This window comes from Neopoerus faecalis, assembly GCF_029218125.1.
Classification (GTDB): domain Bacteria; phylum Bacillota; class Clostridia; order Oscillospirales; family Oscillospiraceae; genus Oscillibacter; species Oscillibacter faecalis_A.
Genome location: NZ_JARFXX010000006.1, coordinates 1 through 22,982, shown reverse-complemented (window position 1 = coordinate 22,982; position 22,982 = coordinate 1). Strand labels below are relative to the sequence as shown.

Below are 22,982 nucleotides of genomic sequence, written 5' to 3'. Positions count from 1 at the left end.
TTTCAACTGCATTCGTCATGCGTAGGTCTCAAAAGCAATTTTATTCAATTCGCACCGCGCCCGCGGGCGGATCTTACCGGAAAGTCTCAGCAATTATAGGGGCACCTTATCAAAATACCGGTATCATACAGCTCCATTTCCACCGGCTTATCCTGAAAGACCGCGTCCGTCAATAGCTGAACAGAGCGATAACCCTGTGCATATGGCCCCTGATCGATTAAAAACTGAACGGTCCCCTTTTCCAAAAACCTCGTGTTGGACTCCGTCAGGTCATAGCCCACAACCTTGACCTTCCCAGTCAGGTCCGTGTCCTCTACCGCCTGCGCGGCGCCGCTGAGTCCCGCACCGCTGACGAATACTCCCGTCAGGTCTGGAAGCTCCCGGAGCTTGTCCCGTGTCAGCCGGTAGGCCAGCTCATGGCTGCCCTTGCCGTACATCACATCGGAGACCTCCATGCAATCGCGGAGCCGGTCCGCAAACCCCCGGATACGGTCCTCGCTGGAGTAATGCAGCCAATCCACGCCCACGATGAGGATTCTGCCTCCGGCCGGTGCGATTTGCCGCATGAGATAAGCGGCGCAGGCGCCGCTGCGGTAGGAGTCCTGCCCCACAAAGCAGCTTCGCAGATTCTTTGGAACATCCTGATTGTAGGCTACAATGGGGATATGGTTTTCCGGCAGGGACCGCAGAATATCATAAGCTGCCTCGGAGCCGTTTCCCCGGAGGGCAAGGCCCTGTATGTCGCTGCTCAGCAGTCGCTCCAGCGCCGCAAGGTAGCCTCGGTCATCATCCGGCGGCGCGATCTCCGTCACGATCTCAATTCCGTGCTGCCGTGCGTAGACAATGCCGTCCTCAATGCCCGATGCGATCTGCTGCTGGAAGTCCGGCTCACGGAACGCCACCAGAATGCCGATCTTGTTTTTCCTGCGGGAGAGGTAAAAGGCCCGTCCCAGCGCATTCGGCTGGAAGTCCATCTCCTCCATCACCGCCCGGACCCGCTCTGCGGTTTCCGGCTTCACCTGTCCGCGGTCATGCAGGACACGGTCCACCGTTCCCCGGGATACGCCGGCCTTTTTCGCTATGATCTCGATCGTTGTCACACGGCATCCTCCCGGTCTTTCTATTTACGCAGCATTCTGCAAGAGGTGCCGTCAAACTGCGGATTTTCATTTTCGTGCACGAGCACGAAATAATAGAAAAGAAAAAAGCGAACATAACGCTTCGTCGGTAGGATACGCAAACAAGCGGGGTGCTCAGCTTTTTTACAGGTTGATTATAGTTATTTTTTTAGCAAATTGCAATTATAAATTCTGACAGAAAAGCACTGCGGCATTTGTCGATTTTCCCCAAAGAACAGACTATTTTCAGTGATATAGTCACATATCGGAATTTATTCGCCGAAATATTCCCTTTTTTCGGCCCGATTGCCTTTTTAAGGAAGGTCGGCTAAACGTACCTGCTGGTCACTACGGTGCCTTTTCGCCCTTCTGACAAAAACCGGGAGGACAGGCGTACCGCCTGCCCTCCCGGCAAAGCTCATAAAACGATGTACTTACTTGCTGTAATCGTAGAAGCCCTTGCCGGACTTTTTGCCCAGCAGGCCTCCGCGAACCATCTTCTTCAGCAGCAGAGCGGCGCGGTACTTGGGATCGCCGGTCTCGGTATAGAGGGTGTCCATGATGGCAAGGCACACATCCAGACCGATGAAATCGCCCAGAGCCAAGGGGCCCATGGGATGGTTGGCGCCCAACTGCATAGCCTTATCGATGTCCTCCACAGAAGCAACACCGGTCTCCACCAGACCAATAGCCTCATTGATCATGGGGATGAGAATCTTGTTGACAACAAAACCGGGAGCCTCAGCAACCTCAACGGGGTCCTTGCCGATCTCCTGAGACAGCTTATAGACAAAGTCGAAGGTCTCCTGCGTGGTATTGGCGCCGCGGATGATCTCCACCAGCTTCATGCTGGGAACGGGATTGAAGAAATGCATACCGATGACGGGGTGGCTCAGGCCGTGGCCCATCTCGGTGATGGACAGAGAGGAGGTGTTGGAGGCGAAAACAGTCTCGGGCTTGCAGAGCGTATCCAGCTCGTTCAGCAGTTCCTTCTTAGTCGCCATATCCTCCTTCACGCACTCGATCACGAGGTCGGCGTCAGCGCAGGCGGACTTCTCCTCAATCAGAATGTTGGCCAGCAGAGCGTCCACAGCCTCCTGAGTCATCTTGCCCTTGGCAACGCGCTTGGCAAGAGAGGCGGCCAGCTTATCCTTATGCTTCTGGGCGGAAGCCACAGAGCTTGCATACATCAAAGCGGTATGGCCCTTCGCAGCGAAAACCTGAGCAATGCCGCTGCCCATGGTACCGGCGCCGAAAATCGCAACTTTCATTTTAGGTTCCTCCTGTAATTTCAAAATTAAATGGAACGGGTCACCGGGCCGAACGCCCCGGCGGATGTCACTTCATCTGACTGCTATTATATGGTCAAACCTGTGATTTCGCAAGGGTTCTTTTGCATATTTCACAATTTTCTGCACTTCACACAAAGGCATCGTTAATTTTTTTACAAATCCGTTAAATAATTAACGTTAATTCATTAACATTCTGCTCCCGTTTACAGCTTTCGGTTTTTATGCTATAATTCTTTCACTGAAAATTTGACTGCCGGAGGCCCTTTGATATGAGAATGCGAAAGAAAAAAAACCTGATTCCCCGCATGGAGCGCTGTGCCGCCCAGTTGATTCGGGACCCCTATGACCGCCGGGGCCATTGGCGGGAGCTGATGCCCCAAGCCCGGGAGCTGCGGCTGGAGCTGGGCTGCGGCAAGGGCCGCTTCACGCTGGGGACCGCGCAGGCAGAGCCGGATGTGCTGTTCATCGCTGTGGAGCTGGTGCCGGACGCCATGGTGGTGGCCATGGAGCGGTGCGTCAACGCCGGACTGACCAACGTGTTTTTTGTGGACGCCAACGCCGATCAGCTTCCCCAGTTCTTCGCTCCCGGCGAGGTAGACCGCATCTATTTGAACTTCTCCGACCCGTGGCCCAGCAATCGCCACGCCAAGCGCCGCCTGACCCACGGCAACTTCCTGAAGTTGTACCGTCAGGTATTGAAAATGGGCGGGCAAATCCACTTCAAAACCGACAACCAGCCCTTATTTGAGTTTTCCGTGGAGGAATTGCCAAAATTCGGCTTCGAGCTTTCCGAGGTCACCCGAAATCTCCATGAAAACGGCCCGGTGGGAGTCATGACGGACTACGAGGCCAAATTCTACGAGCAGGGCCAGCCCATCAACCGCTGTGTCGGCACTATGGTAGACTGGGAAGAACTAGAAGTTCCGGAAGAAGCAGAACCCGCCGAGGAAGCATCTGCGGAATAAGAATGGAAGGACGCGCCGATGGGCGCGTCCTTTCAGCGTGTCGAAAAAGTCTTTTCTCCCCGCTGAACAAGTTTTCAGAACTTCATAAAAGTTCTGAAAACTAAGGATTTCAATGGCGCAGGACACCCTTCTTGGGTTTCCCGCGCACACCCTTCCTTACCGTTGCAGAGGATTTACCACTTTATCGACAGTCTCGAAGGACGCGCCGATGGGCGCGTCCTTTTACTGTTTTCTGTAAAGACAGCCCTCTCCTCTATTTTTCAACACGCAAAAAACCTCTTCGATTTCCCGAAGAGGTTTTTGTTTGAAGAACTGTGTAATTAAGCCTTCTTGGCGATCTCGATCAGCTGAGTGAATGCAGCGGGGTTGGAGATAGCCATCTCAGAGAGCATCTTACGGTTGATCTCGATACCGGCAACCTTCAGGCCGTGCATGAAGCTGGAGTAGTTCATGCCGTTCATCTTGCAGGCAGCGGAAATACGGGTGATCCACAGGCTGCGGAAGTCACGCTTCTTCAGCTTACGGCCGGTGTAAGCATAGGTCAGGGACTTCATAACAGCCTGATTGGCCATCTTGAAGTGCTTGGACTTGGAACCCCAATAGCCCTTCGCCAGCTTCAGAACTTTATTTCTTCTTTTGCGCGTCATCATCGCGCCCTTAACTCTTGCCATCTGTTGTAGCCTCCTATTTCAAACGTCTCGTTACTTACTTGTAAGGAATCATCTTGCGGACTGCGTCCATATTGGTCGCATCGGCATAACCGCCGGCCCGCAGGCGACGAGTGCGCTTGGTGTCCTTCTTCGTGAGGATGTGGCTCTTGAAAGCCTTGGCGCGCTTGACCTTGCCGGTCTTGGTGAGATTGAAGCGCTTCTTGGCGCCACTGTGAGTTTTCAGCTTCGGCATTGTGGTTGCTCCTTCCGTGTATTGAATATTACGATTTACTTGCCAGTCTTGGGGGAAAGGAAAATGGACATCATGCGGCCCTCCAGCTTGGGGGTCTTATCCAGAACGGCCACCTCGGCGCACTGCTCAGCAAACTGGTTCAGCAGATCCCGGCCGATGTCCGTGTGTGCCATCTCACGGCCGCGGAAGCGGACAGAGACCTTCACGCGGTTTCCATCGGCAATGAACTTCTGGGCGTTCTTGAGCTTCGTGTTGAAGTCTCCCACATCAATGCCCGGGGACATCCGAATCTCCTTGATCTCCACCACGTGCTGATTTTTGCGGGCTTCCTTTTCCTTCTTGCTCTGCTCAAAGCGGAACTTGCCGTAATTCATGAGCTTGCAGACAGGGGGCACAGCCTGCGGAGAGATTTTCACAAGGTCCAATCCCTGCTCATCCGCGATCTTCAGAGCCTCCTGAGAGCTCATGATGCCCAGCTGCTGGCCCTCGGCGCCGATGAGGCGGATCTCCTTGTCGAGAATGTCCTCATTCAGTTCATGCACTTGCTTAGCTATGGTCGAAGCACCTCCTTCTAAAATCACAAAACGCGGACACCGCTTCGGCATCCGCGTGACAGCAAACTGCCCCTTGGCAGTCTGATAACAACACTGTTGACCTCTTTGCGCTTTTGCTGGAGGTGAGGCGGATGCATTCAGCCTTCTTTGTTTTGCGTAGATAGTATACCAGAGCCGCACGGCAGTGTCAATAGAAAATTTAAGATTTTTTGTGTCCGCTGCACATATTTTCCGTTCCGGCGGCAACACTATCCCTGTACGCAGACCGGGAAAGGAGGTACCTTCCATGCAGGAGAAAAACCGTGAGAGCAATCAGAAGAATGCTCAGAAGGAGCCTAGTGAGCAGAAGAACCAAAAAAACGACCGCAAGTGACCGCAGCGCCGGCCCGGAATACTCCGGGCCGGCGTTTCTATGTGGCTTCCCCGGTGTGCGTATACCGCAAAATCATCTCTATGATATCGTCCACCGGCTCCCGGCAGTCCTGCTCCAGCCACAGCTCTACAATGGCCAAAATTCCGTGCAGATAAAACTGTATCATGTAGGGCCGCTCCCGCTCCGGGATGCCAAGCCGCGCCATATACGGCGAAAACACCTCCTGAAACAGAAAGCGGAACTGCTCCTCGGAGCACAGCACGGCGGACTGCCGCAGGGCGGTCCGAAACAGCCGCCGGTGCTCCTTTACATAGGTCAGGTACGGCTCCAGATAAGCGGGTGAAAGGAAATGCACCTTCACCGCATCCTCATGCTTCGGCGGAAAGCACTCGTAAAACTGCCGGTTCATATAGGCGATGCTTTCCTCCAGCAGCTCCGTTATATTTTGATAATGGAGATAAAAGGTGGAACGGTTGACCCCCGCCGCCGCACACAGCTCCCGAATCGTGATATAGGCAAACTCCTTCTTTTCCAGCAGAGCCAGCAGCGCCTCGTCCATACGGACCGCCGTATCTATTTAATCTTCATCCGAGGGCGCTGGTGCTTCATCCTGTTCCAGCAGCAGCTCCTCTGCTTTTTGCTGCGCTTGAATCAGACTCAGCATAATTTTAGCCGTTCCCTGCTGTAAGATTTCCAATCCTCGAATCGCCTGCTCCGATGCCCGCATCATTGTTAAATACGCTTCCTTATAATCCAAATCGTTTCTCATTTAGTTCACCCCCTTATCATTATAGGTCTATTTTACCCTATTTTAAATAGGTCAGCAGGGCATAATTTTCGCAGGGTGATAAAAAATGACACAAATGAAACAGCTCCGCAAAGAGAAGGGATATTCTCAGGTCAAAATGCAAATGCTGACCGGCATTGACCAGAGCGACTACTCCAAAATCGAAACCGGCAAACGAAACATGACCTTTGAACAGTGCCGCCGCATTGCGGACGCGCTGGAAACAAGCATGGATTATCTGGCCGGGCGAACCGCCGATCCCCGCCCCTATCCCCCTATCAAGCAGAAACCACTCAAATAAAAGCAGTTTCAGTAAACCTCCACAGCCTCTGCTGTTGCCTTTTGGCGGAAAATCAGGTATACTGTCCTCAATCTATTTTCAAAAAGGCGGTACGGCCATGAACCTTTGCGATGAAGCTACAATCCGTGCGCTGCTGGAGCGTCACGGCTTCCATTTTTCAAAATCCATGGGGCAGAATTTCCTGATCGACCCGCAGATCCCCTATGACATTGCCGCAGCCTCACAGGCGGATATTGCCTGCGGTGTGCTGGAGATCGGTCCCGGCATCGGTCCGCTGACCTCGGAGCTGGCAAAGCGGGCCGGGAGGGTGGTCTCTGTGGAGCTGGACCGCTCTTTACTGCCGATTTTGGCGGAGACGCTGGCGGAATATCCCAATGTGGAGATTGTCCCCGGCGATGTGATGAAACTGGACCTGAACGTACTGATTGCCGAGAGGTTCCAAGGACTGCATCCCATTGTCTGCGCCAATCTCCCCTATAACATCACCACGCCGGTGCTGACAAAATTTATTGAGACCCCTGCCATTGAGAGCGTCACCGTCCTGATTCAAAAGGAGGTCGCCCAACGGCTGGCGGCGCCCCAAGGCAGCGCCGATGGCGGCGCCTTCTCCCTGTTTCTGCAATATTACATGGACGTCAGCTATCTTTTTGATGTTCCCCGGGAAAAATTTCTCCCCTCCCCCAAGGTGACCTCCGCCGTACTGCGGTGCGTCCGCCGGGAAAGCCCTGCCGTGACGGTGCGAGACGAGGCGTTTTTCTTCAAGGTCATCAAGGGTGCCTTCCTGCTGCGACGGAAAACGCTGTCCAACTCGCTGGCAGCAGCGCTGCCCGGAAGCGAAAAAAGCGCCATTGCCGAGGCTATCGCCGCCTGCGGCCTGCCCCCCGCCGTTCGGGGCGAGGCACTGACGCTGACGGACTTTGCCGCTCTGGCCGATGCCCTTTCCAATTTATAAAACGTAAAAAACCGCGTCCCGCTTTTTCAGCGAGACGCGGTTTTTATTTTCGATTTTCAGCTATTCTCCAACAGATAAACTGTGGCGGAGCGGCGTCCGAACTGGATACACTGCTGATAGCTCTCCAGATATAGGTCGATCTTCTGGCCCTTCATGCCGGTATCCTCCGCTTTTGTCAGGCCGTATTCCATACCCTTTGCCATAACGTACAGATCAGAGCCGAGAGGGAACACCCGCTTATCCACAGCGGCTACGCCCTTGTGCACAAATGTGCCGGTGGCCGTGGTGTGGTCCACACCGTCATAGCCCGCCGTATAGGCCGTGGCCGTGACCTGCACCGCCTTGCTGAACTTCATGGTGCCGCCGGAGGCAAAGGTCAGATAGCCGGAACCGTCGGCATTCGTGGTAACGTTGACCACCTTATCATCCGCGTCCACGGAGGTAACAGCGGTACCCTGCTCCACGATTTCATCCACGCTGGTAGAGGTGATCTCCTCCACATACTGGCTGGTGACCAGCTGGCCGCTGACCCACGTTTGCTCGTAGATGGCGGCATGCTGTCCGTCCACGCCCTTTCGGGCCACCCGCTCCTGTCCCTTGGGAAGATCCGGCGTAGAGCGGTACACCGTTCCGTGCTCCGCCTGCTCCGTGACCCGCTCGTAAACCGTCAGGTGGTCGGAGATGGTCAGCGCCACACTGCCCTCCATTAACTCGATACCCACCATTTCCAGCGGACCGGGGATGATGTCCATACGGGACAAGAACTGCTCCACAGTCTCTGCCTGCGCGGTAGCGGTGATGGTCTCGCCGCCCCGGCGCACTGTTACCAGCGTTCCGGCGGTCAGCATGGCGTTCTCGCCGCTCTTGCCGGTTTCCAGATTCAAAAGCACGGAATTGATGCCCGGATGACTCTCATCCAGCGCCGCAGCCGAGGCATTGCTGTCACTGTAGAGATACAGTGCCCGCGCCCAGCCGGTGCCGCCCGCCAATACCGCAGACAAGAGCAGCATCCATGTCAGGCAGCGGCCCAGCCATGCCGCCCTATGGGTGTGTAAATGTCTCAAATCAATAACCTCCCGAACCGGCGCCGAAGCGCCGTTTCTAAATTGTTACTTTTGTAATCTATCCAAAAACAAGTCATAGTATACCTCAACGCCCCACTTTTGTCAAGTTTTGCGGTTCCTGTCGATTTTCAACACCCACATTTCTGAAAAATCCGCAGATTTTATTTTCCATATTTTTCCAATTTCATTTTCAAAAATTACAGATTGTAACCGTTTTTACATGAAAAAGCCCCGGCGTCCTGTTGGACACCGGGGCTGTCTCCTATTTACGCCTTACGCCTGAACCTCCGGGGTGAAGCCCAAGTCCTCCAGCTCGCTGACTGCGGTCTTGACGCAGTTCTCACACCCGTCAATGGTCACATTCTTGTCCGCGAGGCTCACCTGAAACTTCAGCTCTGCGGCGGTCAGCGCATTGGTGATACGCTTGACGCAGTTTTCGCACATCATGTCGGGTACCTTAATCGTTGTCATCTTCATTTCCTCCTAAAAATATGGTTTTATTTCATCAGCTTCTGGATGGTGGCCACCAGATCATCCACCACCGTCAGATCGCCCTTTTCAATATCTGTCACCACGCAGGTGCGGATATGCCGTGCCAGCAGCTCACGGTTGAAGGCGTTGAGAGCCGATTGGATGGCGGAGACCTGGGTCAGAATGTCCGTGCAGTAGGCGGAATTTTCCACCATACCGCGCACGCCCCGCACCTGCCCTTCAATGCGGCTGAGCCGCTGCAAAAGGGCCTCCTCCTCTGTCCGTTCCCGAACCTTCCGCCTGCCGGAGCAGCAGCAAGCCTTTTTTTCCTCTGCCATGTCCATTCCTCCTTACAGCTTCGCCGTACCCAGCCGCAGGGCGTTACCCACCACGCACACGGAGCTCAGGGACATAGCGGCTCCCGCGAACATAGGGGAGAGCAGCGGCCCGCCCAGAGCATACAGCAGTCCGGCGGCGATGGGGATACCGATGGTATTGTAGCAGAATGCCCAGAACAGATTCTGCTTGATGTCCCGCAGCGTCAGGGCGGACAGCCGCAGTGCCCGGGGCACATCCTCCAAATCGGAACGCATCAGCACAATATCGGCGGACTCAATGGCAATATCACTGCCGCTGCCGATGGCGCAGCCCACCGTGGCGGCGGTCAGCGCCGGGGCATCGTTGATACCGTCGCCCACCATCATGACCTTGCGGCCCTGCTCCTCCAGCTTTTGCACATGAATGGCCTTTTCCTCCGGCAGCACCTCCGGGATGACCTCATCCACGCCCACCAGCGCACCGATATGCTCTGCGGCGGCGCGGCTGTCGCCGGTGAGCATCACTACCCGGATTCCCTGCTGCTTCATCCGGGCAATGGCGGCGGCGCTGGTCTCCTTCACGGGGTCCGCAACGGAAATCAGGCCCAGCAACGCACCGTCCGCCGCGAAGTACATGGGCGTTTCGCCCTGTCCCGCCAGTGTCTCGGCCTTATCTGTCAGTGCAGAGATTTCAATTCCGTTCTCCTCCATGAGCCGGCGGTTGCCTGCCAGCACCGTCTGCCCGGACAGCACCGCCCGAATACCCCGGCCGGACAGATTTTCAAACGTTTCCGGCTTGTGGTCGGTATCCAGCCCCTTGTCGGCGGCAGCCTTGACGATAGCGGTTGCCAGCGGGTGCTGAGACACAGACTCCACCGCCGCCGCGATGGTCAGCAGTCCCTCCTCCGTGCCGCCCACGGGGCAAAGCTCCGTTACGGCAGGCTCACCCTTTGTCACGGTGCCGGTCTTATCCAGCACCACGGTATCAACGGAGTGCGTGACCTCCAATATCTCGCCGGAGCGAATCAGAATACCGTGCTTCGCGCCAAGGCCGGTTCCCACCATGATAGCGGTAGGAGTCGCCAGTCCCAGCGCACAGGGGCAGGCAATGACCAGCACGGAGGTGAATACCCGCAGAACAAAGGCGAAATCCTTACCGGCAATGGCCCAGCCGATAGCCGCCAACGCCGCAAGACAAATCACCGTGGGAACGAAAATGCCCGCGACCTTGTCAGCCGTTCGGGAAATGGGGGCCTTTTTGCCCTGCGCGTCCTCCACAAAGCGGATGATTCGAGAAAGCGTGGTGTCCGCGCCCACCCGGGTGACCTTTACATACAGCACGCCGTTTTCATTTACGCTGCCGCCGATGACCTCGCTGCCCTCCGTCTTTTCCACAGGCAGGCTCTCACCGGTGAGCATGGCCTCGTTGACGCTGCTCTCCCCCTTCGTCACCACACCGTCCAGCGGAATTCGGGCACCGGGCTTTACCAGCAGCACATCCCCGGCCTTCACAGACGCGGTGGGGACCTCCTTGCCGCTGTCCGCCAGAAGGGCGGTGTCCGGTGCCAGCCGCATGAGAGCCGTGATAGCGCTCTTGGTTTTCCGCATATTGCGGCTTTCCATGAACTTGCCCAGTGACACCAGCGTCAGCACCACGGCGGAGGATTCATAATAGAGATTGTGGACATGGCCGTGAACATCATCAGTGATAAGGAACGTCATGACCACGCTGTAAATGAACGAGCAGGCGGAGCCGATGGCCACCAGCGAGTCCATGTTGGGATTGCCGTGGAACAGCGCCTTGAAGCCGTTGATAAAGAAATTCCGTCCGCAGTACAGCACCGGGATAGCCAGCAGCAGCTGTAAAACCGCAAAGTTCATGGGGTGCGTGTGCATGGAAAACAAATCCGGCAGCGGCAGGCTGGGCAGACCGAAGGGGAGCATCTGTCCCATGGACACATACAGCAGCAGCGCCGAGAAAATGGCGGAGACGATCAGCTCCCGCTTTTTCCGCCGCAGCTCCAGCTCCTCCGGGTCCTCGCCGGTCTGGACCGGAGCCGCTTCCTGCTTTTCCTGATGGAGCTTGGCCCCGAAGCCCGCCTTTTCCACCTTGGCAATGATCTGCTCCGGCATCACCTGATTTTCGTCATAAACAATGGTCATCCGCTCTGCTACCAGATTCACATCGCTGCGCTCTACGCCCGGCAGCTTCCGGGTGACCCGCTCCACGGATGCGCTACACGCCGCGCAGTGCATCCCGGAGATATCATAAACTTCTTCCCGCATAGGGGGCCTCCTTTTTTGTCTGTTGCTTTTAGGTTTTCCAAATTTCCTGTTCCTATTTCGGTTGCTACTATATACCCCCATAGGGTATTTGTCAAGAGAGAATTTACAAAAAAAATAGTGCGGACAGGAATATCCCATCCGCAAAAACCGACACGCCCTATATTTACTTACTCCCATACGTCCAAATGAAGGTCATCTAAAGAAAATTCACCGTCCCGGAAGGTGATGTGGCCCCGGACATTTCCTACATAGCAGGCCAAAACCGGAAGCAACTCCCCCGCCATCCAGACGCCGGCCTCTACTTCAATGCCTGTATCCGACCACGCCGATGCGGCAAAACGAACCCAATCTCCGCATCCCAGCCTTTCCAGCACATTGTCCTCCTCCAGCTTTTCCGTAATAAAGGATAGGTCCACCAGCTCCTGTCCAAGCACAGCATAAAGCCGCCCGTCATTTTCCACCAGCTTCAGCGCGGAGGCAAGGGAGGTCCAGAGCTCCTGCGGCACCGCATAGGCGCTCAGATTCCCATTTTCTGTCTTTTTTACCACATGAAGCTCCTCGTAGTTGACGCCGGTACCGCCGCCTATCTGGCAGCTTACCACCAGTTCTTTCGTTCTGTCTCCATCCATGTCCCGCAGCCACAGTTTCAGCTCAGCGCGGTAATTTGTAGCATACCGCCACGGGAATTTTACCAGTGTATCGTCCCAGCGCAACAGCACGCCGCCATCCAGATTTTCCCCCGGCAGTGCACAGAGGGCGGCGGAGCCGTCCTCTGTTTCCGTCAGCAAAGCGGTCTTTTCTTCATTCCATACAGAAAACTGGACCTTTTCGGTGGGCGGCGCACTTTTTGACACCTCCGGTGCCTGGCCCAATTCATCAATGCCCGGAGCTGAAATTACCTCCAAGCGCTCCGTCGCCCCCAGCTTTTCAGGCTTTGCCGCCTCTGCCTGCCGCGTCACGGCGGATTCTGCGGCACTGCCGGTCATCTCCGGCGCAGGCCCTCACCTCAGAATCGTCAGCACCGCCGGCACCAGCAGCAAAATCATCACCGCACCGGTGCCCCAAAGAATATTATAGCTTACAGAGTCCTTGTCCTTTTCCCGGCAGTCCACGGCGGAGAAAAAGGTGTATGCCGCCTCGATACCAAAGCCAATAGCCACGATCAGCGCCGCCGTTCTCCACTCCAGCGCGGACAGCACAAGGTAAAGCGCAAATCCGATGCCCCCCACGATAGCGCCGCTGTTGAGCTGCTTTCCCGGCTTCAGCCAAATGCTTTTTTTCATAGTCTCTCTGTTTCCTTTCCGTATTCTCTTAATATCCGTTCACAATGATGCCCAGCACCTTGCCCGCCACCGTTCCGGCCACGGCATTTCCGCCGCCGCCGTTTTCCACCAGCACCACAAAGGCATAAGGGTGCTCCTCGTCCTGCAAAAAACCGGCAAACCACGCATGGGGCTTTTTGTCTCCCCCCACCTCCGCCGTGCCGGATTTGGCGCAGAGCTGCATATTGGGAAAGCGCTTTGTGCCGTAGGTGACCTCCACATTGTTGGCCATCAACTCTGCCACCGTCTCCGCTGTTTTTTTGCTGATCAGCCGCCCTGTATGGCGGGTCATACGGGGCAGGGAGAGGATTCCCAGCGCGGATTCTGTTTTCTGAATAAGATACGGCTGCGCCGCCTTGCCGCCGTTGGCGATGGCGCCCATCCACACCATCAGCGCACAGGGATTCACCTGATCGCGGTACTGGCCCACACCGGCCCAGCCCAGCTCTCCGTCGGTCAGATTCTCCCATTCGAAGGTGCTCTTGGCCGTTGGCAGACCGTCCACGGAGTAAGAGTCCGTCAGCCCCGCCTGCTCCGTATATTTTTTCAGCGTATCCGCGCCCAGCTCCTCCGCGATCTGCGCGAAGGCCACATTGCAGGAATGGGCGAACGCCTCCTCCAATGTCTGCTCTCCGTGCACGCCGGAGCAGGTGATGGTCTCCTCGCCTATCTGGACGCTGCCGGTGCAGGTCCATGTCCGGCTCATGGCGCCCGGGAGCTGTTCCAGCGCTGCGGTCAGCGTCACGGTCTTGAATACAGAGCCCGGCACAATGGCCGAGGACAAAAAGCGGTTGACATACGCGCCCTGATAGCGGTCATTCGTCTCAAGGTCACTTGGAATATTCAGGGGATCATAGCTGGGGGCCGATACCATGCACAGAATCTCACCGGTCTTATAGTCATAGACCGCCACCGTTCCGGCATGGCCGTTCAGCGCCTGATACGCCTCATAATTATAGCGCCCGTCAATGGTCAGGTACAGGTCGCTCCCCTGCTCCGCGCCGAAGGCTCCGTTGATAAGGTCAAAGCCTGTCAGCTTGTCCGCAAAGGCGTTCAGAGCCCCGGTGCCGATCTTGCCGTACAGGTCCCCCACCGCGTGCAGCGTTGCCTTGCGGACCGTTACGTTATCATAGTAGGTGCGCTTGCCGCCCTCCACATCGCTGAGTACATCCCCATCCCGGTCCAGCACTCTGCCGGAAATCAGGATTCCATTGGAATCGTAGAGGTGACGGTTAAAGGCAGAGGAGGCCCACTTTCCGCCCTCGGCAAAATATTTGATAAGGAACACCGCCATTCCCGCCGCCAGCAAAATAGCCAACGCCATGCAGATCACGGTCCGCTTTTCAATTTTCCGCATGACCATCCTCCTTTGTAAAGTCCTCCGCTGGCGCCAGCCGGACCGCCGTTTCCTCCCGGAGCCGCCGCTCCGCGCTGCGGTCAATGGCAAAGCTGGCATTGGGCCGGGTGTCCATGGCCTTCAGATAAGCCAAAAGCCCCCATGCCGACAGCATGGCGGAGCCGCCGTTGGACACAAACGGGAACGTCACGCCGGTCAGCGGCAGAATATCTACCGAGCCGAACACGTTCAGGCAGGTCTGGAACACCAGCAGCGAGCCTGCCGCGCAGGCCGCAATGCAGTAAAAGCTGGAGCGTCCCACCCGCGACGCTCGCACCGCGAACCACGCCAGCGTCAGGATGCAACCCACAGCCAGTAACGCAATAATCAGCCCCCATTCCTCACAGAGCATTCCGAACACAAGGTCTGTATCCCCGGCAGGGATGCGGTGGAGCCATCCCTCACCCGCACCCATCCCCAGCAATCCGCCGGAGGCCACCGCCGACATGGTACGGGTCTGCTGATAGCCGCTGGTTGACGCCGCTTCCCACGCATGGCCCCATACCGCGAAGCGGCTGAGAATGTAAGGCTTGAACTTCACAATGATTCCCGCGCCAAACGCCGCACCGCCGCAGATCAGCGCCAGCGTGGCGGCGTCCCCGGAGCGGAGGTAGGCGATGACCAGAAACGTCACAAAGAAGATGGCCGCCGTGCCGAAATCGCTCATCAGCCCCAAAAGACCGATGCACACGCCGGTCAGCACTATGAACAGTGCCAGATTTCTGCGGCGGAACAGCCGCTCCAGCGTGGCGGAGCCGGCAAAAATGTAGCAGAGCTTGGCGAGCTCCGAGGGCTGAAAGGACGCTCCTCCCAGCGAGATCCAGTTGGTCGCGCCGAATTTGGCGTGACCGAGAACCAGTGTGATGCCCAGCAGGCCCACAGCCCCTGCGCCCATAAGCCAGCGGAGCTTTTTCACCCGCTCCAAATTACGCAGCACCAGCCCCAGCGCTAAAAACAGGCACACGCCCAGCAAAATGGCCAGCAGCTGCTTCGGCAGGCTTCCCGGCGCGCTGGAGGCCGTTACAGCCAATGACAACGTGGAGAGATAGAACGCGATGGTCTCCAGCTCAAAGCCCACGCAATGCCCCAGCCGCAGTGCCGCCGCGTAAAGCCACATCACGGCGCACAGCGCCAGAAAGCTCAGCGGCAGAAGCACGGTAGCATTTTCTTCCGCCGCCAGCGTCACCTGAACGGCGGTTAATACCTGAAAGACCGTCAGCCACACAAAGGATGGCCAGATAGCGGCGGGCCTCTCTGCCTGCCGCTGCTTTTCCAGCGCCTCCTGCTCCCCTACCGTCTGCGGCAGGAAGACCAGCGGCACACCGCCGAAGGTGATGGTGTCTCCCAGCTTCACCGGTGCCTTGTCCGTAACAGGCGTGCCGTTTACCGCTGTGCCGCCCTTGGAGCCAAGGTCATACAGCGTCCACGCCCCGTCATCCCCCCGGCACAGAGTTGCGTGCTGCCGGGAGATGCTGGGATAGTTCAGCACCACATCCGCCGCACGACTCCGGCCAATGATGTTCTCCCAATGGGTCAGCGGCACGCCGCTGCCGTTCGGCAGGCTCAGCTGCGCCCACACCTCCGGCGTGTGGGGCACTCGCAGCAGAGAGCGGATGGCACGGGCCAAAATCAGGACCGACAATATCGGAAACAGCAGCCGCGCAATAGCCGTATACCAGCCGGTAAACATGGGATTTGCCGCCAGCCATTGTATTCCGGTGGAAAATAGCTCCTGCAACCTTCATTCTCCTTTCCGATAGGTAAATCGTCTATTTCGAGATATTATAGCATTTTCGGTGAAAGCTGTATAGTCTGCCTTGAGGTCTGCGGCCCCGGTTTTGAAAAATTCACAGAATGGTCACAGAATAAAGGCGGGAGCATCCAGACGCTCCCGCCTTTTGCTATATTAACCATAGACGGAGTAATATATCTCCTTCCACGTCGGCATTGTAAGTTCAAGATACAATACAATAAAAATGATAATTATACATATTATTGGAAGAATTACATTCTGTACGATAGGCCACAGCTTTTGAAGTTTGCTGTCGCTTAACGGGGTGCTGCAAACAATAGCCAGTAGGTTGGCGATTCCCTGTGCAATCGTGAAAAATCCGAACTCGACCATAGACGCAAATCCCGCCCCCGCCGAAAGGCATCCATATCCTGGAAACAATTTGTTGGTCAGCCGGACATCAAAATTCGTTGCGGCGAGGACAAACCAGAAAATCAAAGTAAACGGAATTGAACAGCCCCATTTTTTCAATGCAGTTTTTGTGCTGTCGCTAAATAGGACACAAAAGCAAAGTAATGCGCTGACAATAGCCTGAACATATATATTTGCAAATGGACACACCGCTCCCATAAAATCGAACAGAGAAAGAAACGGAACATATAATATGGAAAGTTGAACTGCGCTTTTCAGTATAGAAAGTCTGTTTCGGCGCATATTTGCCTCCTTTGTTACGGAATACATCCTAATCATCTTGTATGGTAAGTATAAACTGCTTTGAATAAAAAGACAAGGGTAGGACTTCTCCTACCCTCGCATTTATAAAACATTTTCAATAGAAATGATAAATCCGAACACACTACCCACTTGGATCATGTAGTTCGGATTATCATTATTTGGTCCGAGTGGCGGGAGTCGAACCCACGGCCTCATGGACCCGAACCATGCGCGCTACCAACTGCGCTACACCCGGATAGCTAATATAGTATAAAGTATCTTTTGCCAAATGTCAAGGTGCGTTTCCATTTAATTTTCATAAAGGCCGCCTGTCCGGTGTCCTGAGCAATCAGGACTGCGGCCGCATAAAAATGCAGCACAACTCCGTAAACGAAAGCTGTGCTACATTGATGCTTATTCTTTTCAGCCGTTGTGCTTACTCGGCAACGTAGACGGAAGCCTGCTTCCGATCCTTGCCCAGCCGCTCAAAGCGCAGAGTACCGTCCACCTTGGCAAACAGGGTATCGTCCGTGCCGATGCCCACGTTGGTGCCGGGATGGATCTTGGTGCCGCGCTGACGGACCAGAATATTGCCGGCCTTGACGAACTGGCCATCTGCACGCTTGGCGCCCAGACGCTTGGAGTTGGAGTCACGACCGTTCTTGGTGGAGCCGCCGCCCTTCTTATGGGCGAAGAACTGCAAACCGATCATCATCATGATAAAGGACCATCCTTTCTTTAAGATTTCCGGGAGGACTTATTCATCCTCCAGAACTTCAATGTTTTCAGGATACTCGTCATGGAGCTGTGCGAAATAAACCATCATTCCCGCCAAAAGCGCCTGACAGGTGGACTCCGCCGTTTGACCGAGGCTTCCCGGCAGACGGAGAGAAATGGCCGCATCGCTTTCCAAAACCTTTATACTTGCCGCCAAACCCAAAACGTCATTGACTGTGGTCTCCACCAGACGCACTGCGCTGGTAATGGCCGCGCAGACAATGTCCGCTCCGGCATCGGCATAGCCGCTGTGACCCTGGACATCAAATCCGATCACCCGGCTGCCCTGACTGCGGAAGGTTACGGTGGTCATGCTCAGACAGAGATCTTGCCGATCTCAACCTTGGTATAAGGCTGACGATGGCCCTGACGCTTGCGATAACCCTTCTTGGGATTGTACTTGAAGATACGAACCTTCTTGCCCTTGCCGTTCTTCACGATCTTGGCCTCCACGGAAGCGCCCTCCACAACGGGGGTGCCGAACGTGGCCTTCTCGCCATCAATGATGGCCAGAACCTGCTCGAACTTCACGGTGTCGCCAGCCTCGTTGTCCAGCTTCTCGATATAGATCACATCGCCCTCGGACACCTTGTACTGCTTACCGCCAGTTACGATAATTGCGTTCATTTGTTTCAACTCCTTCATTTACGGGCTCGCTGTCGGGGGCGGCGCGCAAAGCGCACTTACAGACCCATTCAAAGCGGCTTTATTATTATATCGGTGCGGCTTGCTTTTGTCAACTGCTTTCTGTGCAAAAATCCGCGTTTTTTCGTTTATTACTGAAATAAATGGCGGAGCTGTTCGCTTCGCCATTTAAATTTCCTTATTCCTCCGTATCGAAGGGCGGAGTCTCCTCAGTGCCCGCAGGGGCACCGCCCAGACGCATTTCGTCCCACTGTGCCCGGGTAATAAGGAGCTGCCGGGGCTTGGAGCCCTCAAAGGGGCCGACGATGCCCCGGTCCTCCATCTGGTCTACCAGACGGGCGGCCCGGGAATAGCCCAGCTTTAGCCGCCGCTGCAGCATGGAGACCGACGCCTGTCCCGTTTCCAGCACCACATCCACTGCGGCGGGCAGCAGTTCGTCCTCGTCGCTGTCCTCCGCATCAGCGGCGCTGCCGGCACCCTTGGTTCCTTTATTGTCCTTTTCCTGCACGGACTGCTCGATCTGGGCGATGACCTCCTGCGAATAGTTGGCCTCACCGCTTTCCTTCACATAGGCCACCACCGCCTCGATCTCCTCCGGGGAGATGAAGCAGCCCTGTACGCGGGTGGGCTTTCCCTCGCCCAAGGGTGCGTAGAGCATATCGCCCTTACCCACCAGCTTTTCCGCGCCGGTGGTATCCAGAATGATACGGGACTCCAGTGAAGACGCCACCGCAAAGGCAATTCGGCTGGGGATATTGGCCTTCATCAAACCGGTGATCACGTCCGCAGAGGGACGCTGGGTGGCAATGACCAGATGCACACCGGCGGCACGGCCCATCTGCGCCACACGGCAGATGGACTCTTCAACCTCCTTGGCCGCCACCAGCATCAAATCCGCCAGCTCATCAATGACCACCACTACGCTGGGCAGCTTCTCCAAATCGTCCCGGGTAGCGGCGACCTTGTTGTATTCCTCCAGCTTCTTCACGCCGTTTTCCGAAAACGTCTTGTAACGCTTCATCATTTCAAACACAGCCCACTGCAAGGCGCCCGCCGCTTTTTTCGGGTCTGTCACCACCGGGATGAGCAGATGCGGGATTCCGTTGTACGGCGCAAGCTCCACCATTTTCGGGTCCACCATAATAAAGCGCACCTCGTCTGGAGTGGATTTATACAGCAGGCTGATAATCAGGGAGTTGGTGCACACGGATTTACCGGAGCCCGTGGTACCGGCAATGAGCACATGGGGCAGCTTTTCGATGTTGCCGATGATATTCCGTCCGCCGATGTCCCGGCCCAGCGCAAAGGCCGTTTTGGAGGGGTGCTCCATGAAGTCCCGGGACTCAATAACATCCCGAATCAGCACCGGCGTCACGGTCCTGTTGGGGACCTCGATGCCAACAACGGAAATCTTATTCGGCACAGCGGCGATACGCACGCCGCTGGCTCCCAGCGCCAGCGCGATATCGTCCTGCAAGTTTGTGATTTTGGAGAGCTTCACACCCTGATCCAGCGTGAACTCATACCGCGTGACCGAGGGGCCGTGAATCACATCGCCCGCCTTGGCGTCCACGCCGAAGCTGGACAAAGTCTCCGCCAGCCGGCGGGAATTGTTCCGCAGTTCCGCTCCTGCCGCAATGTGGTTTTCTCCTTGATTTTCCCGCAGCAGGCTCACCGGCGGATAGCGGTACTCCGTTTCGCTCCCGGTCATATTCTCCGCAATCTCCGCGGTCACGGCGGCAGTCTCCGCTGCTACGGCCTGTGCCGCCGCCTTTTTGGACAGCGGCTCCTGTACCGCCGCAGCCGGAGCGCTGACGGAAGCTGAAGCTGCAGGCGATGCAGTCATCGGCTGTGCAGCCGCCGCAGGCTCCTCCGGCTGGGAGAGCACCACCGGCTCCATAGTGGGAATGGCGGGTCGCGGTGCCGGTTCCTCCCTGGCCTGAATGGGCTTCGGCGGCATCACCGGCGCTGCCGGTGCTTTCACGGCAAAGGGGTCGCCATCCTCATAGGGCTCCGACTCCTCTGCGGCAGCCTTTTGCGCCGCCACAATCTGCGCCGGTGTCTTCTGCTGTTCAGACCTGTGCCGGAAAAAGCCGGTAAAACCCGTCTTCTCCGGTTTGGGTGCCGGAGCGTCCACCGGGTCATCCACAGGAATATCGATTCTGGCACGGCTGCTTTCTGCCGGAATAGCCGGTTCCGGCTTTCGTGTACGCTTGCCCGTCTGGATAGGCTCCTCCGGCTCCACCTCATAGCGCGGACGCTCTCGGTGCTTTTCAATCAGCGCTCCCACGGTGAGCCGCAGAGCCACCATGGTCAGCACCACCAGCAGGACTGTGAAAATAATGATCGAGGCGATTTTAGAAAATACCGCTACAAATCCCTGCGCCAGTACGCCGGACAGAACGCCGCCGCATTGCAGGGCAATTCCGTCCTTCCAGAGTGCCGGGATAATCCCGATAGACGAGGCATAGGCCTCTTTCACCCGCAGCATATGAACGAGGCTGCCCAGCAGCACCGGCAGCAGCATGGCACTGATGACCCGCAGCGTCACCGGCCGGCCATGATGGAAAAGGAGTATAAACGCCGTCAAGACCAAGGCCGGGCCAAGGACCCAATATCCATAGCCGATCAGACCTTTAGCCAGCATAGCCAAAGCGTCAATAAAAATGGCACTGATGCCAAAATAGCTAACGAACACACACAGCGCCAGTATCAGGCACACCACGCCGCCCACCTCCCGGCGGATAGGCCGGGGCTGCGGCTTGCGGGCGGCAGTCCGGCTTCCAGACGTACCGCTCTTTTTTCCTGTTGTTTTCTTTTGTGATGTGGAAGCCACAATCAAACCCTCCGTAAAAATATTTCGATAATCAGTGCTTTACCGCTGTCAGAATGATGGTCAGAATACCAACCACCCAGCAATAGTAGGCGAACGCTCCGAATTTTCCCTTGTCAGCAATCATTTTCAAAAGCCGGATACAGGCATAGCCCACCACGGCTGCCACTAAAACGCCGACAATGTAGGCCGGTACATCCCCCCAGACAATTTCACCGCCCAGAGCATCCTTCAGGCTCAAAATATTTGCGCCCAAGACTGCTGGAATCGACAGGATAAACGAATAGCGCACCGCAAATTTGCGGTCAAATCCCAGAAAACATCCGGCAGCAATGGTTGTACCGGAGCGGGACAGCCCCGGGCAGGTAGCCAACGCCTGCGCGGCGCCGACGATCAATGCATCGGACAACCGTGCGCTCCGCTCATTTTTACGCCCCTTGCGAACCCGGTCAGATATAAACAACAGACAGCCCGTAATCAACAGCGCGGCCCCCACAACATAGAGATTGCTGCTCAGGCCCTCGATCCAGTCCTTGACCGGCAAAATCACAAACAACGGTAATGTACCTAAGATCACCAGCAGAATCATGCGTCTGGCCGGCGGTACCGGCGTAGGTGTTGTTCCATGAGCCAAATCATCGATTCCACGGAAAAATTCCACGATCATGTCCCTGATCTCCGGCCAATAGGCGACAAACACCGCCGCCAAGGTGCCAAGATGCAGCAGCACATCAAAAAAGCCCGGAAATTCCGAAGCGCCTTCCACGCCTAACAACTGCTCCGCGATTGCCAGATGGCCGGAGCTGGAAATCGGAAGAAATTCTGCCACGCCCTGAATCAAGCCCAGCAGTACTGCGTGTAGAAATGACATCCGCAATAGCCTCCTTTTGGATTTTATAGATGCTCTATGATGATAGCATATTCTGCTTGAAATTTCCAGACCATTTTACAAGTTTACATAAAATATAAATTTGCTTCAAATGTCATACTACTTTTCTCGCACTACTTGTCCACAGTCTGCAAAGGAGTAAACTATCGCTGTGACACAAACATTCCTATTTGACATCAAACAGCTGCTTTATAATTGTATTCGTAACTTTCTTATCAAGTAATCTAATGTCAAAGCACTCCCAACCATCCCAAATTTAAGTCCCCCACATGCGTGGGTCTGAGGCAAAAACTACCGTAAAATATATGGACGAGAAGGTTGCTCACTATGAAACCATCCTCGCCGGCCTTGCTCCCGACGATACCAACCCGAGAAACTGGACCGAAGAAAATCGGCCAAAGCACGAAAAGAGAAAATGAGTCCCGAGCGGCAGCAAGTGACAGACACGCCGTGTTATTGCGCTAAAACGTCGGGCGGAACTGTGAATAGCCGGAAATAAAAAAACTCCCCGCAGAGCGAAAACTCTGCGGGGAAATGTGTTGGCACTATCTATCTTTCCGGGCCGTTGCCAGCCAAGTATTGTCGACAGAAATGAGCTTAACTACCGTGTTCGGAATGGGAACGGGTGGACCCTCATCCTAATCAGCACCAACTCTATGTCATCGGGCACTGCCCGAAAACAAACTATATTATATTGTCCTTCGCGCCTTTTGTCAAGAGCTTTTTAACTCTCGTAACTCCGCCGAGAAACCATCGTCAGCGTTTCGAGACAGAAAAGGAAGCGTTCTCCCGTCCTGCTCGCGCTGCTAACCAGCGCAGCATTTGCAGTGCGATAGGCGAAAAACAGGCTCGTCCGGCATCTCATCACGCTCGCAGAGCGGGATGTGTGCCTAAGAGGCTATTTTGAACTGGTGACCCGTACCGGATTCGAACCGATGTTAACGGCGTGAGAGGCCGCTGTCTTAACCACTTGACCAACGGGCCATGGTGCGCCTTCACGGACTCGAACCGGGGACCCACTGATTAAGAGTCAGTTGCTCTACCAACTGAGCTAAAGGCGCGCACTTTCTTTTGGAAAAAATACGCAAAGAAAACTTTAAATCAGCCTTCTCCTGCCGCTTTCTTTCCAAAAGCACTGAGATTACATAAACCGCTCGCGATTATATGTACCCTCAAAACCGAACAATGCAACTTCTTCCATGTTTCAGGCCTTGCCTGCTTCATTCGTAGGTCAAGCCCTCGGGCTATTAGTACAAGTCAGCTCCACACATTACTGCGCTTCCACACCTTG

At 55.6% G+C, this 22,982-nt stretch carries 24 protein-coding genes, 3 tRNA genes and 1 rRNA gene; 3 read left to right on the top strand and 25 right to left on the bottom strand.

Features of this window, described 5'->3' with window-relative positions; translation table 11 throughout:
- Positions 1-86: 86 nt before the first annotated feature.
- Both PY311_RS08270 and PY311_RS08265 read right to left on the bottom strand, forming a co-directional pair.
- The gene (locus PY311_RS08270; protein WP_286148204.1) at positions 87-1,100 is read right to left on the bottom strand and encodes a LacI family DNA-binding transcriptional regulator; all 1,014 of its coding nucleotides are present in this window, start codon (positions 1,098-1,100) and stop codon (positions 87-89) included.
- Positions 1,101-1,552: 452 nt separating this feature from the next.
- Positions 1,553-2,389, bottom strand: a complete 837-nt coding sequence (locus PY311_RS08265; RefSeq protein ID WP_286148203.1) for a 3-hydroxyacyl-CoA dehydrogenase family protein — start codon at positions 2,387-2,389, stop codon at positions 1,553-1,555.
- Between the two features lie 290 nt (positions 2,390-2,679).
- Between PY311_RS08265 and trmB the strand changes: the two genes are divergently transcribed.
- Positions 2,680-3,375, top strand: coding sequence for a tRNA (guanosine(46)-N7)-methyltransferase TrmB (gene trmB / locus PY311_RS08260; protein ID WP_286148202.1), 696 nt, complete (start codon positions 2,680-2,682; stop codon positions 3,373-3,375).
- A gap of 320 nt (positions 3,376-3,695) precedes the next feature.
- Here trmB and rplT read toward each other — a convergent pair whose 3' ends face one another.
- The 5 genes from rplT to PY311_RS08235 all read right to left on the bottom strand — a co-directional run bounded on the left by rplT (position 3,696) and on the right by PY311_RS08235 (position 5,974).
- The gene (gene rplT / locus PY311_RS08255) at positions 3,696-4,046 is read right to left on the bottom strand and encodes a 50S ribosomal protein L20 (RefSeq protein WP_286148201.1); all 351 of its coding nucleotides are present in this window, start codon (positions 4,044-4,046) and stop codon (positions 3,696-3,698) included.
- Between the two features lie 34 nt (positions 4,047-4,080).
- A complete protein-coding gene (rpmI, locus tag PY311_RS08250) occupies positions 4,081-4,278 on the bottom strand; it encodes a 50S ribosomal protein L35 (RefSeq protein WP_022288799.1) in 198 nt (65 codons plus the stop codon).
- 35 nt (positions 4,279-4,313) lie between these two features.
- Positions 4,314-4,883 (bottom strand): translation initiation factor IF-3, encoded by a 570-nt coding sequence (gene infC / locus PY311_RS08245; protein WP_286148200.1) that lies wholly within the window; start codon positions 4,881-4,883, stop codon positions 4,314-4,316.
- Between the two features lie 359 nt (positions 4,884-5,242).
- Entirely contained in the window at positions 5,243-5,764 is a 522-nt protein-coding gene (locus PY311_RS08240; protein ID WP_286148199.1) for a TetR/AcrR family transcriptional regulator, read from the bottom strand.
- Positions 5,765-5,782: 18 nt separating this feature from the next.
- Complete coding sequence (locus tag PY311_RS08235; RefSeq protein WP_286148198.1) at positions 5,783-5,974, bottom strand: hypothetical protein; 192 nt, start codon at positions 5,972-5,974, stop codon at positions 5,783-5,785.
- A gap of 85 nt (positions 5,975-6,059) precedes the next feature.
- Here PY311_RS08235 and PY311_RS08230 point away from each other — a divergent pair, with 85 nt between their 5' ends.
- Both PY311_RS08230 and rsmA read left to right on the top strand, forming a co-directional pair.
- On the top strand, positions 6,060-6,293 hold the full coding sequence (locus PY311_RS08230) for a helix-turn-helix domain-containing protein (protein ID WP_286148197.1): 234 nt from the start codon (positions 6,060-6,062) through the stop codon (positions 6,291-6,293).
- Between the two features lie 97 nt (positions 6,294-6,390).
- Entirely contained in the window at positions 6,391-7,245 is an 855-nt protein-coding gene (gene rsmA, locus PY311_RS08225) for a 16S rRNA (adenine(1518)-N(6)/adenine(1519)-N(6))-dimethyltransferase RsmA (protein ID WP_286148196.1), read from the top strand.
- 56 nt (positions 7,246-7,301) lie between these two features.
- Here rsmA and PY311_RS08220 read toward each other — a convergent pair whose 3' ends face one another.
- The 18 genes from PY311_RS08220 to PY311_RS08135 all read right to left on the bottom strand — a co-directional run bounded on the left by PY311_RS08220 (position 7,302) and on the right by PY311_RS08135 (position 22,752).
- Positions 7,302-8,309: a G5 and 3D domain-containing protein gene (locus PY311_RS08220; protein ID WP_286148195.1), complete on the bottom strand. Its 1,008-nt coding sequence runs from the start codon at positions 8,307-8,309 to the stop codon at positions 7,302-7,304.
- A 273-nt stretch (positions 8,310-8,582) separates the two neighbouring features.
- Entirely contained in the window at positions 8,583-8,780 is a 198-nt protein-coding gene (locus PY311_RS08215) for a heavy-metal-associated domain-containing protein (RefSeq protein WP_286148194.1), read from the bottom strand.
- Positions 8,781-8,806: 26 nt separating this feature from the next.
- Positions 8,807-9,118, bottom strand: coding sequence for a metal-sensing transcriptional repressor (locus PY311_RS08210; protein WP_286148193.1), 312 nt, complete (start codon positions 9,116-9,118; stop codon positions 8,807-8,809).
- Positions 9,119-9,130: 12 nt separating this feature from the next.
- A complete protein-coding gene (locus tag PY311_RS08205) occupies positions 9,131-11,383 on the bottom strand; it encodes a heavy metal translocating P-type ATPase (protein WP_286148192.1) in 2,253 nt (750 codons plus the stop codon).
- Between the two features lie 167 nt (positions 11,384-11,550).
- Positions 11,551-12,369, bottom strand: a complete 819-nt coding sequence (locus tag PY311_RS08200) for a hypothetical protein (protein ID WP_286148191.1) — start codon at positions 12,367-12,369, stop codon at positions 11,551-11,553.
- 15 nt (positions 12,370-12,384) lie between these two features.
- The gene (locus PY311_RS08195; RefSeq protein WP_286148190.1) at positions 12,385-12,666 is read right to left on the bottom strand and encodes a hypothetical protein; all 282 of its coding nucleotides are present in this window, start codon (positions 12,664-12,666) and stop codon (positions 12,385-12,387) included.
- Positions 12,667-12,694: 28 nt separating this feature from the next.
- Positions 12,695-14,062, bottom strand: a complete 1,368-nt coding sequence (locus tag PY311_RS08190) for a penicillin-binding transpeptidase domain-containing protein (protein WP_286148189.1) — start codon at positions 14,060-14,062, stop codon at positions 12,695-12,697.
- Complete coding sequence (locus PY311_RS08185) at positions 14,049-15,839, bottom strand: FtsW/RodA/SpoVE family cell cycle protein (RefSeq protein ID WP_350309721.1); 1,791 nt, start codon at positions 15,837-15,839, stop codon at positions 14,049-14,051. The genes PY311_RS08190 and PY311_RS08185 overlap by 14 nt, the downstream gene beginning before the upstream one ends.
- Positions 15,840-16,007: 168 nt before the next feature.
- Positions 16,008-16,547, bottom strand: coding sequence for a hypothetical protein (locus PY311_RS08180; protein ID WP_286148188.1), 540 nt, complete (start codon positions 16,545-16,547; stop codon positions 16,008-16,010).
- Positions 16,548-16,727: 180 nt separating this feature from the next.
- Positions 16,728-16,803, bottom strand: a tRNA-Pro gene (locus tag PY311_RS08175).
- Positions 16,804-16,983: 180 nt separating this feature from the next.
- Positions 16,984-17,265, bottom strand: a complete 282-nt coding sequence (gene rpmA, locus PY311_RS08170) for a 50S ribosomal protein L27 (RefSeq protein WP_286148187.1) — start codon at positions 17,263-17,265, stop codon at positions 16,984-16,986.
- A gap of 39 nt (positions 17,266-17,304) precedes the next feature.
- Positions 17,305-17,637 (bottom strand): ribosomal-processing cysteine protease Prp, encoded by a 333-nt coding sequence (locus PY311_RS08165; RefSeq protein WP_286148186.1) that lies wholly within the window; start codon positions 17,635-17,637, stop codon positions 17,305-17,307.
- Between the two features lie 2 nt (positions 17,638-17,639).
- Positions 17,640-17,951 (bottom strand): 50S ribosomal protein L21, encoded by a 312-nt coding sequence (gene rplU / locus PY311_RS08160; protein WP_286148185.1) that lies wholly within the window; start codon positions 17,949-17,951, stop codon positions 17,640-17,642.
- A 196-nt stretch (positions 17,952-18,147) separates the two neighbouring features.
- Positions 18,148-20,805 carry an FtsK/SpoIIIE family DNA translocase gene (locus PY311_RS08155; protein WP_286148184.1) on the bottom strand — a complete coding sequence of 886 codons (2,658 nt, stop codon included), beginning with the start codon at positions 20,803-20,805 and terminating at the stop codon, positions 18,148-18,150.
- A gap of 31 nt (positions 20,806-20,836) precedes the next feature.
- Complete coding sequence (locus PY311_RS08150) at positions 20,837-21,673, bottom strand: undecaprenyl-diphosphate phosphatase (protein WP_286148183.1); 837 nt, start codon at positions 21,671-21,673, stop codon at positions 20,837-20,839.
- A gap of 555 nt (positions 21,674-22,228) precedes the next feature.
- A 5S ribosomal RNA gene (rrf, locus tag PY311_RS08145) occupies positions 22,229-22,344 on the bottom strand.
- A 256-nt stretch (positions 22,345-22,600) separates the two neighbouring features.
- Positions 22,601-22,675, bottom strand: a tRNA-Glu gene (locus tag PY311_RS08140).
- Between the two features lies 1 nt (position 22,676).
- Positions 22,677-22,752, bottom strand: a tRNA-Lys gene (locus PY311_RS08135).
- Positions 22,753-22,982: the final 230 nt, after the last annotated feature.

What these genes read in the sequence shown, in the direction of transcription:
- PY311_RS08265 (WP_286148203.1), bottom strand. Translation starts at nt 2,389, where the DNA reads ATGAAAGTTGCGATTTTCGGCGCCGGTACCATGGGCAGCGGCATTGCT.
- trmB (WP_286148202.1), top strand. Translation starts at nt 2,680, where the DNA reads ATGAGAATGCGAAAGAAAAAAAACCTGATTCCCCGCATGGAGCGCTGT.
- rplT (WP_286148201.1), bottom strand. Translation starts at nt 4,046, where the DNA reads ATGGCAAGAGTTAAGGGCGCGATGATGACGCGCAAAAGAAGAAATAAA.
- rpmI (WP_022288799.1), bottom strand. Translation starts at nt 4,278, where the DNA reads ATGCCGAAGCTGAAAACTCACAGTGGCGCCAAGAAGCGCTTCAATCTC.
- infC (WP_286148200.1), bottom strand. Translation starts at nt 4,883, where the DNA reads ATGCCGAAGCGGTGTCCGCGTTTTGTGATTTTAGAAGGAGGTGCTTCG.
- PY311_RS08240 (WP_286148199.1), bottom strand. Translation starts at nt 5,764, where the DNA reads ATGGACGAGGCGCTGCTGGCTCTGCTGGAAAAGAAGGAGTTTGCCTAT.
- PY311_RS08235 (WP_286148198.1), bottom strand. Translation starts at nt 5,974, where the DNA reads ATGAGAAACGATTTGGATTATAAGGAAGCGTATTTAACAATGATGCGG.
- PY311_RS08230 (WP_286148197.1), top strand. Translation starts at nt 6,060, where the DNA reads ATGACACAAATGAAACAGCTCCGCAAAGAGAAGGGATATTCTCAGGTC.
- rsmA (WP_286148196.1), top strand. Translation starts at nt 6,391, where the DNA reads ATGAACCTTTGCGATGAAGCTACAATCCGTGCGCTGCTGGAGCGTCAC.
- PY311_RS08215 (WP_286148194.1), bottom strand. Translation starts at nt 8,780, where the DNA reads ATGACAACGATTAAGGTACCCGACATGATGTGCGAAAACTGCGTCAAG.
- PY311_RS08210 (WP_286148193.1), bottom strand. Translation starts at nt 9,118, where the DNA reads ATGGCAGAGGAAAAAAAGGCTTGCTGCTGCTCCGGCAGGCGGAAGGTT.
- PY311_RS08205 (WP_286148192.1), bottom strand. Translation starts at nt 11,383, where the DNA reads ATGCGGGAAGAAGTTTATGATATCTCCGGGATGCACTGCGCGGCGTGT.
- PY311_RS08200 (WP_286148191.1), bottom strand. Translation starts at nt 12,369, where the DNA reads ATGACCGGCAGTGCCGCAGAATCCGCCGTGACGCGGCAGGCAGAGGCG.
- PY311_RS08195 (WP_286148190.1), bottom strand. Translation starts at nt 12,666, where the DNA reads ATGAAAAAAAGCATTTGGCTGAAGCCGGGAAAGCAGCTCAACAGCGGC.
- PY311_RS08190 (WP_286148189.1), bottom strand. Translation starts at nt 14,062, where the DNA reads ATGCGGAAAATTGAAAAGCGGACCGTGATCTGCATGGCGTTGGCTATT.
- PY311_RS08180 (WP_286148188.1), bottom strand. Translation starts at nt 16,547, where the DNA reads ATGCGCCGAAACAGACTTTCTATACTGAAAAGCGCAGTTCAACTTTCC.
- rpmA (WP_286148187.1), bottom strand. Translation starts at nt 17,265, where the DNA reads ATGATGATGATCGGTTTGCAGTTCTTCGCCCATAAGAAGGGCGGCGGC.
- PY311_RS08165 (WP_286148186.1), bottom strand. Translation starts at nt 17,637, where the DNA reads ATGACCACCGTAACCTTCCGCAGTCAGGGCAGCCGGGTGATCGGATTT.
- rplU (WP_286148185.1), bottom strand. Translation starts at nt 17,951, where the DNA reads ATGAACGCAATTATCGTAACTGGCGGTAAGCAGTACAAGGTGTCCGAG.
- PY311_RS08150 (WP_286148183.1), bottom strand. Translation starts at nt 21,673, where the DNA reads ATGTCATTTCTACACGCAGTACTGCTGGGCTTGATTCAGGGCGTGGCA.